Genomic DNA, 15170 nt, shown 5'->3' with positions numbered 1-15170 from the left:
CCGTCCGACCAGCCCGTAGAGCCAGAACACCAGGAGAACCGATGGCCGGGACCATCTCCCCCTACAAGACCAGCCGCCGCCCCGCGCGGGCGGGAAGCGGCCCCACCGGGCGCGGCGCCGGCGGCCGGGAGCGTTCGGGCCTCGGCCGGAGGATCCGCCGCAACCTGTCGGCGCACGGGTTCCTCTTCGGGGCCCTGGTCTGCTTCGGCTTCTTCACCTGGTACCCGATGGCGCGCGAAGTGATCATGAGCTTCCAGAAGACCAAGCGGGGCCGGACCACCTGGGTGGGGCTCGACAACCTGAAGCGGATCTTCGACGACCCGGACTTCTGGCACGCCTGGCGCAACACCTTCCTGTTCACCCTGCTCGCGCTGGTGCTCGGGTTCGCGCTGCCGTTCTTCGTCGCGGTGCTGCTCAACGAACTGCGGCACGCCAAGGCCTACCTGCGGATCCTGGTCTACCTGCCGGTGATGATGCCGCCGGTCGCCGCCGTGCTGCTCTTCAAGTACTTCTACCACCCGGACTACGGGCTCTTCAACGAGATCCTGAAGGCCCTGCACCTGCCCACCTCGGCCTGGCTCAACTCCCCGGACACCGCGATGGTCTCGGTGGTGATCGCGGCCACCTGGATGAACATGGGCGGCGCCACGCTCATCTACCTGGCGGCCCTCCAGGGCATCCCCGGCGAGCTGTACGAGGCGGCCGACCTGGACGGCGCCGGCCTGCTGCGCAAGCTCTGGCACGTGACCGTCCCGCAGACCAGGCTGATCCTGTCGCTGCTCCTGCTGCTGCAGATCGTCTCGACGATGCAGGTCTTCGTGGAGCCGTTCCTGCTCACCGGCGGCAACGGTCCGCAGAACTCGACCATGACGGTCGTCTACCTGGTCTACGAGTACGCCTTCGACCTCGGCGGCAACAACTACGGCGTCGCCTCGGCCCTCGGGCTGGTCATGCTCGTGGTGCTCGCCGGATTCTCCGCCCTGTACTCGCGGCTGAGCCGCGCCGGCGACAACGACTAGGAAGGAAGCCCACCGTGGCAGCCAAGGAACCGCGGATGCGGACGATCGTCCCGCAGACCCAGCTCGACCGGCCGCTCGGGAAGGCCGTCTACTGGACGGTCCTGACCACCGTGGTGGTCGTCTTCACCCTGGTCTTCGCCGGCCCGCTGTACTGGCTGGTGACCGGTGGCCTGAAGTCCACCCAGGAGGTGATCCAGAGCCCGCCGACGCTCTTCCCCTCGGAGCTCCACTGGGGCACCTACGCCACCGCCTGGAGGGAACTCAAGCTCGGACGGCTGCTCTTCAACACCGTCTACTACGCGTTCGGCGCGCTCGCCCTCCAGCTCGTCTTCGACGTCGCCGCCGCCTATTCGCTCTCCAAGCTGCGGCCGGTGCTCGGCAACGTCGTCCTCGGCATGATGCTCGCCACGCTGATGATCCCGTCGGCGGTGCTGATCGTGCCGCAGTACCTGACGGTGCTGGACCTGCCGCTGCTGCACCTCAACCTGATCAGCACCCCGTGGGCGATCTGGCTGCCCACGGTCGCCAACGCCTTCAACATCTTCCTGCTGAAGCGGTTCTTCGACTCCATCCCGCAGGACCTGCTCGCCGCCGCCGCCATCGACGGCGCCGGCCCGCTGCGGACGCTGCGCTCGATCGTGCTGCCGATGTCCCGGCCGGTCCTCGGCGTGGTCTCCATCTTCGCCGTGGTGAACGTCTGGAAGGACTTCCTCTGGCCGATGCTGGTCCAGCCGAACCCGGCGGACCAGACGCTCAACATCGGCATCAGGTCGCTCGCCACCGGCGTGCCGCAGAACGTCATCATCGCCGCGCTGGCCATCGCCTCGGCGCCGACCGTCGTGTTCTTCCTGATCTTCCAGCGCAGCATCATGTCCGGGCTCACCTCCGGCGGCCTCAAGGGCTGACCGGCCCCGGGCACCGCGCCCGGACGGCCGCCGGGCGGGACTCCCGCCGACTGGCCCGCAGCCCGGCCCACCACGCTCCTCTCCGCACCCGGTCGAAAGGACCCCCCCACCGTGGGACAGCACCCCAGGCACCCGTCCGAGCAGTCGGACTGGTGGCGCGACGCGGCGATCTACCAGGTCTACCCGCGCAGCTTCGCCGACGGGAACGGCGACGGCACCGGAGACCTGGCCGGGGTCCGCTCCCGCCTCCCGTACCTCGCCGAACTCGGTGTCGACGCCATCTGGTTCAACCCCTGGTACCCGTCCCCGATGGCCGACGGCGGCTACGACGTGGCCGACTACCGCGACGTCGACCCGCTGTTCGGGACGCTGGACGAGGCCGAGAAGCTGATCGGGGAGGCCCTCGACCTCGGCATCCGCACCGTGGTGGACATCGTCCCCAACCACGTTTCCTCCGAACACCACTGGTTCCGGCAGGCACTGGCGTCGGCACCCGGCAGCCCCGAACGCGAGCTGTTCCACTTCCGTCCCGGCCGCGGTCCCGGCGGTGAACTGCCCCCCAACGACTGGGTGTCCGAGTTCGGCGGCTGCCCCTGGACCCGCACCACCGACCCCGACGGCACCCCGGGCGACTGGTACCTGCACCTGTTCGCCGTCCAACAGCCCGACCTCAACTGGGCCCACCCGCAAGTCCGTTACGAACACGAGTCGATCCTGCGGTTCTGGTTCGACCGCGGCGCGGCCGGCGTGCGGATCGACTCCGCGGCGCTCCTCGCCAAGGACCCGGCGCTGCCCGACTTCGTCAAGGACGTCGACCCGCACCCGTACACCGACCTCGAAGAGCTGCACGACATCTACCGGAGCTGGCGGACGATCGCCGACTCCTACCCCGGCACCCGGATCCTGATCGGCGAGGTCTGGCTCCCCGACGCCGAGCGGTTCGCCCGCTACCTGCGCCCGGACGAACTGCACACCGCCTTCAACTTCGACTTCCTCGCCCGCCCCTGGGAGGCCGAGAGCCTGCGCGCCTCGATCGACTCCACCCTGGCCCTGCACTCCCCCGTCGGGGCGCCGGCCACCTGGGTGCTCTGCAACCACGACGTCACCCGGACGGTCACCCGGTACGGGCGCCGGGACACCCGCTTCGACTTCGCCACCAAGGCCTTCGGCACCCCCACCGACCCGGAGCTCGGGCTGCGGCGGGCCCGCGCGGCGGCTCTGCTGTCCCTCGCCCTGCCCGGCGCCGTCTACCTCTACCAGGGCGAGGAGCTCGGCCTGCCCGAGGTCGAGGACCTCCCGGTGGAGCGGCTCCAGGACCCGATGCACCTGCGCTCCGGCGGCACCGACCCCGGCCGGGACGGCTGCCGCGTCCCGCTGCCGTGGTCGGGCACCGCGGCGCCGTACGGCTTCTCGCCGCAGGGCGTCGAAACATGGCTGCCGCAGCCCGCCGACTGGGCGGCGCTCACCGTGGCGGCGCAGTCCGCCGACCCCGGCTCGATGCTGGCGCTCTACCGGGCCGCCCTCGCCGCGCGGCGTGCCGAGACCGGTCTGCACGGCGACAAGTTCGAGTGGCTGGCCGGTGACGCCGAGGTCCTCGCCTTCCGCCGGGGCACCGGGTTCAGCTGCGTCGTCAACCTCTCGCCGCACCCGGCGCCGCTGCCCGCCGGCTCCACCGTCCTGCTGTCCAGCGGCCCGCTCGCGGACGGGCACCTCCCTGCGGACACCGCCGTCTGGCTGCGCGAGGCCTGACCGGCCGCCATGCGTGGAGCATGAGCGGCCGACGCCACGAACGCGGTGGTCGCACGGCCGCCCGACGGCGCCGCCACCCCCGCGGCAGGCCGCGTCGTCCTTGAGGGGGCGACGCGGCTCCTCGCCTCTCCCCCTCCCCTTCCTCCCTCCCCCTCCCGCTCCGCCCCCTCCCGCTCCGCCCCCTCCGCGCCGTCGTGCTGCCGAGCCACCGCCGGCCGCACTGCACCGTGCCGCTGTTCGATCGCGCGCCCCCGTACCGGCGGCGCGCCGCCACCCGCCATGAGTACGTCGGCCCCTCCACCGGAGGCTCCAGATGATCTCGGCTCGCGCACCCCCTCGGACACCCCTCGCACCGCCGTCCCCCGGGCATCGCCATGCCCGCGCACCCGGACGGCACTCACGGATCGGCACACGACGGAGACACCTCCCCGGGTCTCCGCACCCCCACCCTGTCATCCTGACGAGATCCAGAGGACCCCAGTGAGATCGACAGCTCCCATCCCCCGGCTGATGGCCGCGCTGGCCTCGGCCGGCCTGCTGATCGTCGCCGGCCCGCTCCTGCCCGCGCGCGCCGCGGGCGGTCCCAACCTGGCAGCCGGCAAGGCCGTCGCCGCAAGCAGCGCGACCGACGGCCGCACCGCCGGATTCATCAACGACGGTGACCAGAACTCCTATTGGGAGAGCAGCAACAACACGCTCCCGCAGTGGGTGCAGGTCGACCTCGGCACCAGCACCAGCATCGACGAGGTGGTGCTGAAGCTCCCCAGCGGGTGGGAGAGCCGCACCGAGACGCTCGCCGTCCAGGGCAGCGCCGACGGCACGAGCCTCACCACCGTCGCCGGCTCGGCGGCGTACGCGTTCGGCCCGGGCAACGGCAACACCGTCAAGATCTCCTTCCCCGCGACCAACACCCGTTACGTCCGGCTGGCGATCTCGGCCAACACCGGCTGGCCGGCCGCGCAGATCTCCGAGCTGGAGGTGCACGGCACCACCGGCACCGGCGGCAACCTGGCCCTGGGCCGGACGTTGTCCTCCAGCAGTACCTCGCAGACGTACACCGCCGCCAACGCCAACGACGGCAGTCAGGCGAGCTACTGGGAGAGCGCCAACAACGCGCTCCCGCAGTGGATCCAGGCCGACCTCGGCTCGGCGGTACCGGTCAACAGGCTGGTGCTGAAGCTACCCGGCGGCTGGGAGAGCCGGACCGAGACGCTGACCGTCCAGACCAGCAACGACGGCACCACCTTCGCCGACCTGGTGGCCTCCGCCGGCTACGTGTTCAACCCGGCGACCGGCAACACGGTGACGCTCGACCTGGACACCACCACGACCCGGTTCGTCCGGCTGAAGGTCACCGCGAACACCGCCTGGCCGGCCGCCCAGCTGTCCGAGTTCGAGATCTACGGCCCGGCCACCGGCGACACCCAGGCGCCGACCGCGCCCTCGGGCCTGGCGTACACCCAGCCGGCCGCCGGCCGGATCAGGCTGACCTGGAACGCCGCCGCCGACAACACCGGTGTCACCGGCTACGACATCTACGCCGACAACACGCTGGTCAGCAGCGTCGCGGGCAACGTCCTGACCTACACGGACAGCCGACCGGACAGCGCCACCGTCTCGTACTTCGTGAAGGCGAAGGACGCGGCCGGCAACCAGTCCCCCAGCAGCAACACCGTCACCCGGACGGGTGCCTCCGGCGACACCCAGGCGCCGTCGGCGCCCGCGACGCTGGCGTTCACCCAGCCGGCCGCCGGCCGGATCAAGCTGACCTGGGGTGCCTCGGCCGACAACGTGGGCGTGACCGGCTACGACGTGTACGCGGGCGGCGCCCTGCGTGGCAGCGTGGCGGGCGACGTGCTGACGTACACGGACAGCCGGCCCGACACCGCGACCGTCTCGTACTTCGTCAAGGCGAAGGACGCCGCCGGCAACCAGTCCGCCGCCAGCAACACCGTGGTGCGGACCGGCAACGGCGGTGGCGGCGGCACCAACCTGGCCGGCGGCAAGCCGATCTCGGCCAACTCCAGCGTCTTCACCTTCGTCGCGGCGAACGCCAACGACAACGACACCGCGACCTACTGGGAGGGTGCGGGCGGCAGCTACCCCAACACCCTGACCACCCAGCTGGGTTCGAACGCGATCGTGAACTCGGTCGTGGTCGAGCTCAACCCGGCGGCCGCCTGGGCCACCCGGACCCAGACCGTCGAGGTGCTCGGCCGTGAGCAGAGCGCGAGCGGCTTCACCAGCATCTCGGCGGCGAAGTCGTACACCTTCGATCCGGCCTCGGGCAACGCGGTGACCATCCCGGTGTCCGCCACGGTGGCCGACGTCCAGCTGAAGATCACCGCCAACTCGGGCTCCTCGGCCGGCCAGGTCGCCGAGTTCCAGGTGATCGGCACCCCGGCGCCGAACCCGGACCTCCTGGTCACGGCCACCTCGGCCACGCCCGCCGCACCGGTCGAGACCGACCCGGTCACGCTGTCCGCCACCGTGAGGAACAACGGCACGGCGGCCTCCGGCGCGACCGGCGTCAACCTGTACCTCGGCGCCACCAAGGTCGGCACCGCGCAGGTCGGCGCGCTGGCCGCGGGCGCGTCCAGCACGGTCTCGGTCTCCGCGGGCCCGCAGAACGCGGGCAGCTACCAGGTGACCGCCAAGGTCGACGAGGCCAACGCCGTCATCGAGCAGGACGAGACCAACAACAGCTACACCAGCCCGGCCGCGCTGGTGGTCGCCCAGGTCGCCAGCTCGGACCTGGTCGCCGCGCCGGTCAGCTGGACCCCGGGCAACCCGGCGGCCGGCAACAATGTCACCTTCACGGCGGCGATCAAGAACCAGGGCACCGTGGCCTCGGCGGGCGGCGCGCACGGCGTCACCCTGACCGTCGCGGACGCCACCACCGGCAGCGTGGTCAAGACCCTGACCGGCTCCTACACCGGTGCCATCGCGCCCGGCGCGACCAGCACCCCGGTGAGCCTGGGCAGCTGGACCGCCGGCAACGGCAAGTACACCGTGAGGACGGTGATCGCGAGCGACGCCAACGAACTGCCGGTCAAGCAGGCCAACAACACCAGCAGCCAGCCCCTGTACGTCGGCCGCGGCGCCAACATGCCGTACGACACGTACGAGGCGGAGGACGGCGTCCTCGGCGGCGGCGCGGCCGTGGTCGGCCCGAACCGCACCGTCGGCGACCTCGCGGGCGAGGCCTCCGGCCGCAAGGCCGTCACGCTCAACTCCACCGGCAGCTCGGTCGAGTTCACCACCAAGGCCAGCACCAACACGCTCGTCACCCGGTTCTCCGTCCCGGACGCGGCCGGCGGCGACGGCATCAACTCCACGCTGAACGTCTACGTCAACGGCAGCTTCCTCAAGGCCATCGACCTGACCTCCAAGTACGCCTGGCTGTACGGGAACGAGACCGGCCCGGGCAACTCGCCGGGTGCGGGCGGCCCGCGCCACATCTACGACGAGGCGAACATCCTGCTCGGGACGACCGTCCCGGCCGGCAGCAGGATCAAGCTGCAGAAGGACGCCGCCAACACCACCACCTACGCGATCGACTTCGTGAGCCTGGAGCAGGCCACCCAGATCGCCAACCCGGACCCGGCCAGGTACGTGGTGCCGACCGGCTTCGCGCAGGGCGACGTCCAGGCGGCCCTGGACAAGGTCCGGATGGACACCACCGGCACCCTGGTGGGCGTCTACCTGCCGGCTGGTGACTACCAGACCGCCAACAAGTTCCAGGTCTACGGCAAGGCCGTGAAGGTCATCGGGGCCGGCCCGTGGTTCACCCGCTTCTACGCGCCGGCCGACCAGTCCAACACGGACGTGGGCTTCCGGGCCCAGTCCACGGCCAACGGCTCCACGTTCTCCGGCTTCGGCTACTTCGGGAACTACACGTCCAGGATCGACGGCCCGGGCAAGGTGTTCGACTTCGCGAACGTCTCCGGCATCACGATCGACAACATCTGGACCGAGCACATGATCTGCATGTACTGGGGTGCCAACACCGACTCCATGGTGATCAAGAACTCCCGGATCCGGGACACCTTCGCCGACGGCATCAACATGACCAACGGCAGCACCGACAACCTGGTCAGCAACAACGAGGCCCGCTCCACCGGTGACGACAGCTTCGCACTCTTCTCCGCCATCGACGCCGGCGGCGCGGACGAGAAGAACAACGTCTTCGAGAACCTGAGCACCATCCTGACCTGGCGCGCGGCCGGTGTCGCGGTCTACGGCGGGTACGACAACACCTTCCGCAACATCTACATCGCCGACACCCTCGTCTACTCGGGCATCACCATCAGCTCGCTGGACTTCGGGTACGCCATGAACGGCTTCGGCACCATCCCGACCAACCTGCAGAACATCTCCATCGTCCGGGCCGGCGGCCACTTCTGGGGCTCGCAGACCTTCGGCGGCATCTGGGTCTTCTCCGCCTCCAAGGTGTTCCAGGGCATCCGGGTGAGCGACGTCGACATCGTCGACCCGACCTACCACGGCATCATGTTCCAGACGAACTACTCCGGCGGCCAGCCGCAGAACCCGATCACCGACACCGTCTTCACCAACATCTCGATCACCGGGGCGCAGAAGAGCGGCGACGCCTTCGACGCCAAGTCCGGCATCGGGGTCTGGGCCAACGAGGCGGCCGAGGCCGGCCAGGGGCCGGCGGTCGGCTCGGTGACCTTCAACAACCTCCGGATGAGCAACAACTTCCAGGACATCAAGAACACCACGTCGACGTTCACCATCACCGTCAACCCGTAGTGTCCGCAGGGTAGTCAGCGGACCCGGTGCCGCCGGGAGGCCATGCCTCCCGGCGGCACCGCCGTGCCCGGCCTCGCCCGCACCGGCGGTGACGGGCACGGCGGTGCCGGACGTGGGGCCGGCCACGGGCACCCCCGTGCCGGCCGATGGCAGCAACGCCCCGCCGAGTCGGCGACCCGCGCTCCGGCACCCACGGGCCGCCGAACCGGCCGCCCGTCGAGCGGCCACCCGGGACGGGCGGGCCGGAGGGATCCCCGAACGGGCCGAGGCCCCTCCGGCCCGCACAGGGCGGGCCGGAGGGGCCTCGGTGGGAGCCCGGTGTCGACCGGGGTCGGCGTCAGGAGGTGTACGCCTCGAACTCCGAGAGCTGCGCCGCGGGCCAGCCGGTGTTGCCGGTGAACGAGAGCTTCAGGTAGCGGGCGGTGGTGCCGGGGACGGAGACCGTCACCGTGTTGCCGCCGGCCGGGTCGAAGGTGTAGCCGGCCGAGCCCTTCACCATGGTCCAGTTGGTGCCGTCACTGCTCGCGAGCACGCTCAGCGTCTCGGTGCGAGCGGCCCAGGCGGTGACCGGGGGCAGCTTGAGGACGAGGCGGCCCACGGCGGTGGAGGCGCCGAGGTCACCCGTCAGCGACTGCGGGAAGGCGTTCGCGGCGCTCTCCCAGTAGCTGGCGGCGTCACCGTCGTTCGCCTTGCCGGCGGCGTAGACGTCCGCGGTGCTGGTGGCGCTCAGGGGCTTGCCCGCCAGCAGGTTGGTGGTGGCCGGCGGGGTGGTGGCCGGCGGGGTGGTGGGCGTGGTGGTGGGGGGAGCCGTCGGACCGGTGGCCCGGACCTCCAGCTCGGAGAGCTGCGCCGCGGGCCAGCCGGTGTTGCCGGTGACGCTCACCCGGACGTAGCGGGTGTTGGCCCGGGCGAATCCGAGGGTCGCGGTGTTGCCGGTGGCCGGGTCGAGGGTGATGACCGTCGACGGAGCCAGGGTGCTGAACGAGACGCCGTCGGTGGAGCCCTGGACGCTCACGGTCTCGCTGCGCTTCTCCCAGCCGGACGGGAGCCTGGCGGTGACGCTGCCGACCGCGGTGACGGCGCACAGGTCGACGGTGATCGCCTGCGGGAACGCGTTGTTGGCGCTCTCCCAGTAGCTGGCGGCGTTGCCGTCCACCGCGTTGGCCGCGGTGTACGTCTGGTTGGTGCTGCTGGCGGTGGCCGTCTTGCCCTGGGCCAGGTTGCCGGTGCCCGGGTTGCACGCCGGCGGCGTGGTCGGGGCGGTCGGCGACGTCGGCGGCGGCGTGGTCGGCGGTGTGGTCGGCGTGCTGGGCGACGTGGACGGGCTCGGCGAGGAGGTGCCGCCTCCGGTGGACGGCCGCCCGCCGTAGGTCCACTGCGGGGCGGGCCAGTTGCCGCTGCAGGTGGTGCCGTTGTTCCAGCCGGAGTTGCCGCCGCCGTCGACGATCACGAAGCCGCTGCCGACGCAGTTGTGGATCGGAGTGGCCGCCTGGGCGATGTTCTTCGCCTTGACGTCGGTGAACTTCATGGTGGCGTTGGCCTGCGCCTGGACGGCGTAGGTGCCGGCGCCGTCGATGTTCACGTTGGTGAAGTTGATGCCGCTGGACGAGCCGTCGATGGTCTGGACGGCCTCGTAGGAGCTGTCCAGGATGTCCGTGTCGGTGATGTTGATGGTCGCACCGGCGATCGGCTCGTTCAGGCCGTCGAACCAGATCGCGCCGACACCGAACTGCCAGTTGAAGTCGCTGTTGCCGGTGCGGATCAGGGTGTTGCGGGCCGCGGTGATGGTGCCCGCCACGGCGGTGCCGCTGCCGGAGTTGACCCCGGGGTAGCGGTTGGCGATGTGCAGGCCGCCGCCGTTGCTGATGGTGTCCGACATGACGTTGTCGGAGATGGTGAAGTCCTTGCCGCCGTAGGTGACGATGTTGTTCGCCAGGATCGGCAGCACCACGGTGTTGTGGGTGAAGCTGTCGTTGACGTTCGGCACCCGCTCCGGCCAGGAGGCCAGGCCGTCGTCACCGGTGTTGCGGACGAAGGTGTTGGTGACGGTCGAGTTGGTGACGCCGGTGTGGAGGTTCACGCCGTCGGCCGTCTGGTCCAGGATCCGGCTGTTCCTGACGGTGAAGCGGTCCATCGGACCGTCCATCCAGGCGCCGACCTTGGTGTGCTGGAGCCAGAGGTTGTCCAGAGTGGAGTTGGACATCGCGCCGCCGACGGCGTTGACCTGGTCCTCGTCGACCCGCTCGCGGATGTCGCCGATGATGGCGAAGTCCTTGAGGGTGACGTTCTGGCTCGGTCCGCCCTGGCCGACGTACTTGCCGTAGACGCCGGCAGCCTTGGCGCGGTTGTTCGGGTCGCGGCCGCCCAGCACGCTGTACCAGGGGCCGGCCCCGGCCAGGGTCACACCGTCGACCACCACGTGGTCGTAGAGGGTGAAGGTGCCCTGCGGGACGTAGACCGCGCGGCCCTGGGACTGACCGGCGTTGACGGCGGCCTGGAACTTCGCGGTGGAGTCGGTGGCGCCGGTGGGGTCGGCTCCGAAGTCGGAGACCACGTCGATGGCCCCGGCCGGCTTGCCGATCGGGGCTCCGACCTGCTCGAAGTCGGCCAGGTCGATGGTGAAGCTGGGAGACTGCGCGGTCGAGGAGACCTGGAGCCGGATCTTCGTCCCAGCCGGGTAACTCGCCCCGAACATCGTCCGGGTCTCGTCGAAGAAGTGGTGCGGGTTGGTGTCGCCCGGGTTGTTGTTGAACGGGTAACCGCCGTAGTACCAGCTGTACTTGGACGTGACGTCGACGCTCTTCAGCTTGCTGCCGTTGACCAGCAGGTCGATCGAGGCGTCCCGCCCCTTGCCGTCCGCGGTGTCGGGCAGGCTGTAGCGGAAGTCGATCGCGTTGGCCGGCTCGGTGAGGGTGAACTCCACGTACTGGCCGACCGCACCGAGCGTCACCGCCTGGCGGCCGGAGGCCTCCGAGGGCAGGTGGCCGTAGAGCCGGTCGGGGCCGACCACCGTCCCGTTGGTGGCCGCGTACTCGGCCTCCTGTTCCCTGAACGGGACGGTGGCGCCTCGACCGGGGACGCTCAGCGGCGAGAGCGTCGGGACGCCGGCGGCGCCGGCCGGGGTGGCGATGCCGATGACGGCGGCCGTGAACAGGCCGGCACTGCCGAGCGCGACCGCGGTCAGCGCGGCGACGCTGCTCCGTAGCCGGCGGGCGGGTGGTGACTGCATGTCGGTTACACATCCTTGCTGGTCGTGGGGGTGGAACCAGGGGTGGGGACCAGGCTGCAGGGCGGTCGGTACCGGCGGCGGCTCTGCGGCGCTGCGGCCGATCGGATGGCGCACGGGCTTCGAGCGTGTGACGCGGTGGGTTCCGCCGAGCGAGGAGAGACTATGGGCGTCGCCGCATGAAGTCCATATGAGAGAGCAAGAATCTGACACTAACTACGCAAGTTTTCGATCACATGCCGAGATTTGCGTGTCGTAGCCATGGGAACGGTGGAAATCCGGCGCCCCGTCCGACCCCTGCGGGCGGGGCCTGACACGGCGCGACCCGTCGAGCTGCCCGACCCGGGGCCGGGCAGCTCGGCGGCTCACTGCTCGCGGGCCCAGTCGGGGGTACGGAAGCCGCCGCCGTACATCGGCAGGTGGATCGTCGCCCCGTAGCGGGCGAGCTGGGCCCAGGGCCGGTTGATCCCGGCGGAGCCGTACGCGCGGACCCGGGTGACGGCGTCCAGGTCGAGCACGTCGACGAGGGTCTCCTCGCCGGCGCCGGCCTGCTGGCGCACGATGCCCTCCGGATCGACGATGACGCTCTGGCCCACCGCGGCGGGGTCGGCGGCGTTGACGTTGACGACGTAGACCTGGTTGGTCCAGGCGTTCGCGCGGGCGCAGACCAGCTCCATCTCCCGGTCGCGGGTGGTGGTCAGGGTGGGCTGGACGACGACTTCCGCGCCCAGCCAGGCGAGCTGTCGCACGGTCTCGGGGAAGGAGCCGTCGTAGCAGATCGCCAGGCCGACCCGGCCGGTGCCCGGGATGTCGAAGACGACGAACTCGCTACCGGGGGCTGCCTGTTCGTAGGGCTGCCAGGGGAACACCTTGCGGTAGCGGGCGACGATGCCCCCTTCGGGGGAGATCGCGAGCGCGGTGTTGTGGACGGTCCCGTCCTCGGTGCGTTCGAACACGGTGCCGGGCACCAGCCAGAGCCCGGTGGCCCGCGCGAGGGCGCACAGGCGGTCGGTCAGCGGCCCGGGGACCGGTTCGGCGACCTGCTCCATCCACCCCGGGCGGCCCTGGAGGAGCGGCGGTTCGGCGGCGAGCAGCAGTTCAGGGGCGATGACGAGCCGGACGTGCGGGAACAGCTCCCGCACGGCGTGGACCTGCTCCTCGAAGCGGAGGTAGGTGGCTGCCGGGTCGTGGACGACGGGGCGGGTCTGCAGGGCGGCGACGGCCAGGGTGCGCATGGGTGCTCTCAGTCCTCGGTGACGATCAGGTCGGTCACGGTGCGGCGACCGTTGCGGAAGAACTCCGGGAAGCGGAGCCGGAGAAGGGCGGTGACGGGCAGGCTCAGCACGATCGAGCCGATGCCCAGCAGGAACACGCCGCCGACGCCGTCGATCGAGGTGGCGCCGTAGTCCGGGTCCACCATGTCGACGGCGCTGCGGGCGAACGCGGCCAGCATCATCAGGCCGCCCGCGAGCGGGAGCAGGCCCTTGAACACCAGCGCCCGGCCGCCGGAGCGCAGCTCGGCGCGGAAGTGCCAGACGCAGGCGAAGGCGGTGGCGCCGTAGTAGGCGCAGACCAGCAGGCCGATGGAGAGCACGGCGTCCCCGAGGAAGGCGGGCGCGGCGAAGCTGAGCACCGCCAGCAGCGCGACCGCGACGGCACCGGTGAAGAGGGTGGCGACAGTGGGGGTGCGGTAGCGCGGGTGCACCCGGGCGAAGGCCGCCGGCATCGCCCCGTGCGAGGCGACCGAGACGTTGGGGCGCGCCGTGGAGACGACACAGGTCAGCAGTGCGGCGACGGCCGACAGCGCGACCGCGAGTTGCACGCCCTTCGCGACCGGGGCGCCGAGCACCGCCGGGGCGAGCGTGCCGAGGACGTCGGCGGCGTTGCTCGCGTTGCCCAGCCCCAGGCCGGTCGCGCCCGTCCCGGCGAAGCTGATCGCGGCGACGGCGGTGAACAGGTAGGTGCTGAGCAGGACGAGGGTGGACAGCACCGCGGCCCGGCCAGGGGTGCGGGTACGGTCGCGGGCTTCCTCGTTCACCGTGAGTGCCGCGTCCCAGCCCCAGTAGATGAACAGGCACAGCAGCACGGACTGCGCGAACGGCCCGGTGCCGTGGAAGGCGAAGGGGTTGAGCCAGCCGGGGCTGAACTCGGAGGCGGCGTCGTGGGCGGCGAGGGCGGCGACGCCGAAGCCGATCAGTGCGGCGAGTTGGACGGCGACCATGACGGTCTGCACCGCGGCCGAGAGCTGGACGCCCCGGTAGCCGACGGCGGTGGCCAGCGCGATCAACAGGGCGCCGAGACAGGTGACCGGCAGGGTCCGTCCGGCGAGGTCCGTGAGCCCTGCCACGTCGAGCAGGTTGGTGGCACCGACCTGGGCGAGGGCGGTCATGGCGATCAGGGTGGCCGTCTGCGGCAGCCAGTTGCCGAAGATCCAGCCGATCCAGGGGCCGAAGCTCCGGGTGATCCAGACGAAGTTGGTGCCGCAGTCCGGCATGACGCGGTTGAGCTCGCGGAAGGCGTAGGCGGTGCACAGGATCGGCACGAAGCCGACCAGCAGTGCGGCCGGTGCGAGGTGGCCGACGGCGAGCACCACCAGGCCCAGGGTGACGGTGATGCTGTAGGCGGGGGCGACCGAGGCCAGGCCGAGGGACACCATCGACAGCAGGCCGACGGAGTCGGCGGCGAGGCCCTTGTCGGGGGTGGTCGGTCTGGCTGCGAGATCGGTGGGGGTGGACATCAGGAGCTCCTGACGCGAGAACCGGGGAGTTGTTAAACGTGAATTTAAGAACCGGGCCATTCACCCGTCAAGAGCTGGACGGCTAGGATTGAATCCCGAGTCAGAGAAGGAGCGGTCATGGCACCGGGCAGCACAGGCGGTCGCAAGAGCAAGGAGGCCCGCCGGGCCGAGCTGGGCGCGGCGGTGCAGCGCGCCCTGCTCGCCCGCGGGCTCGACGGGCTGCGGCTGCGCGACATCGCGGACGAAGCGGGGGTGACCCCGGCCGCCGTGCTCTACTACGGAGACCTCGACGCGCTGGTGCACGAGACCTACCAGCACGGCATCGAGCGCTACAGCGCGGAGCGTGAACGCGCCGCCGAGCAGTACACCGACGCCCGCGACCAGCTGCGCGCCTGCATCGAGAAGGGTCCGGCCACCGGGCCGGACGACGCCCTCACCAGGCTGCTCTTCGAGTACTGGCCGCGGTGCCTGCGCGACCCCAGGGCCGCGGCTCTGGACAGCGCCCTGAGTGAGCGTCAGATCGCTGTCTACTACGGCATCCTGCTGCTCGGGCAACATCAGGGCCACTTCACGCTGGCCGACTCGCCGCGCCTGCTCGCGGCCAATTTCGTCGCCATGGAGGACGGCTACCAGATGGACATCCTGGCCGGCCGCCGCACCCGGGCCGAGGTCGTCACCGCACTGCGCAGCCTCGCCCGCACGGTGACGGGCTTCGATCTCGGGTGAGCCCCCGGGACGACCGTCGGACAGCGACGGGC

The 15170-nt window shown here is 70.9% G+C and carries 8 protein-coding genes; 5 read left to right on the top strand and 3 right to left on the bottom strand.

The window, feature by feature from the left end; genetic code table 11:
• Nucleotides 1-41 precede the first annotated feature (41 nt).
• From OH807_RS38860 to OH807_RS38845, 4 genes are all read left to right on the top strand, one after another.
• Nucleotides 42-1019 (top strand): carbohydrate ABC transporter permease, encoded by a 978-nt coding sequence (locus OH807_RS38860; RefSeq protein ID WP_406209433.1) that lies wholly within the window; start codon nt 42-44, stop codon nt 1017-1019.
• 35 nt (nt 1020-1054) lie between these two features.
• Complete coding sequence (locus OH807_RS38855) at nt 1055-1924, top strand: carbohydrate ABC transporter permease (RefSeq protein ID WP_406211418.1); 870 nt, start codon at nt 1055-1057, stop codon at nt 1922-1924.
• Between the two features lie 111 nt (nt 1925-2035).
• Nucleotides 2036-3673: a glycoside hydrolase family 13 protein gene (locus OH807_RS38850; protein ID WP_406209431.1), complete on the top strand. Its 1638-nt coding sequence runs from the start codon at nt 2036-2038 to the stop codon at nt 3671-3673.
• A 510-nt stretch (nt 3674-4183) separates the two neighbouring features.
• Nucleotides 4184-8449: a discoidin domain-containing protein gene (locus tag OH807_RS38845; protein ID WP_406211417.1), complete on the top strand. Its 4266-nt coding sequence runs from the start codon at nt 4184-4186 to the stop codon at nt 8447-8449.
• Between the two features lie 337 nt (nt 8450-8786).
• Here OH807_RS38845 and OH807_RS38840 read toward each other — a convergent pair whose 3' ends face one another.
• The 3 genes from OH807_RS38840 to OH807_RS38830 form a co-directional block, all read right to left on the bottom strand.
• Nucleotides 8787-11678, bottom strand: a complete 2892-nt coding sequence (locus tag OH807_RS38840) for a discoidin domain-containing protein (protein ID WP_406209428.1) — start codon at nt 11676-11678, stop codon at nt 8787-8789.
• A gap of 362 nt (nt 11679-12040) precedes the next feature.
• Nucleotides 12041-12910 carry a carbon-nitrogen hydrolase family protein gene (locus OH807_RS38835; RefSeq protein WP_406209425.1) on the bottom strand — a complete coding sequence of 290 codons (870 nt, stop codon included), beginning with the start codon at nt 12908-12910 and terminating at the stop codon, nt 12041-12043.
• An 8-nt stretch (nt 12911-12918) separates the two neighbouring features.
• Nucleotides 12919-14412 (bottom strand): APC family permease, encoded by a 1494-nt coding sequence (locus OH807_RS38830; RefSeq protein ID WP_406209423.1) that lies wholly within the window; start codon nt 14410-14412, stop codon nt 12919-12921.
• 117 nt (nt 14413-14529) lie between these two features.
• Here OH807_RS38830 and OH807_RS38825 point away from each other — a divergent pair, with 117 nt between their 5' ends.
• A complete protein-coding gene (locus tag OH807_RS38825) occupies nt 14530-15138 on the top strand; it encodes a TetR/AcrR family transcriptional regulator (RefSeq protein ID WP_406209419.1) in 609 nt (202 codons plus the stop codon).
• The last annotated feature ends 32 nt before the right edge of the window (nt 15139-15170 follow it).

Source organism: Kitasatospora sp. NBC_01560 (genome assembly GCF_045208415.1).
Lineage (GTDB): Bacteria > Actinomycetota > Actinomycetes > Streptomycetales > Streptomycetaceae > Kitasatospora.
The sequence above is the reverse complement of the archived record's forward strand: the minus strand, read 5'-3'. Positions and strand labels throughout refer to the sequence as shown.

What these genes read in the sequence shown, in the direction of transcription:
- OH807_RS38860 (WP_406209433.1), top strand. Translation starts at nt 42, where the DNA reads ATGGCCGGGACCATCTCCCCCTACAAGACCAGCCGCCGCCCCGCGCGG.
- OH807_RS38855 (WP_406211418.1), top strand. Translation starts at nt 1,055, where the DNA reads ATGCGGACGATCGTCCCGCAGACCCAGCTCGACCGGCCGCTCGGGAAG.
- OH807_RS38845 (WP_406211417.1), top strand. Translation starts at nt 4,184, where the DNA reads ATGGCCGCGCTGGCCTCGGCCGGCCTGCTGATCGTCGCCGGCCCGCTC.
- OH807_RS38840 (WP_406209428.1), bottom strand. Translation starts at nt 11,678, where the DNA reads ATGCAGTCACCACCCGCCCGCCGGCTACGGAGCAGCGTCGCCGCGCTG.
- OH807_RS38835 (WP_406209425.1), bottom strand. Translation starts at nt 12,910, where the DNA reads ATGCGCACCCTGGCCGTCGCCGCCCTGCAGACCCGCCCCGTCGTCCAC.
- OH807_RS38830 (WP_406209423.1), bottom strand. Translation starts at nt 14,412, where the DNA reads ATGTCCACCCCCACCGATCTCGCAGCCAGACCGACCACCCCCGACAAG.
- OH807_RS38825 (WP_406209419.1), top strand. Translation starts at nt 14,530, where the DNA reads ATGGCACCGGGCAGCACAGGCGGTCGCAAGAGCAAGGAGGCCCGCCGG.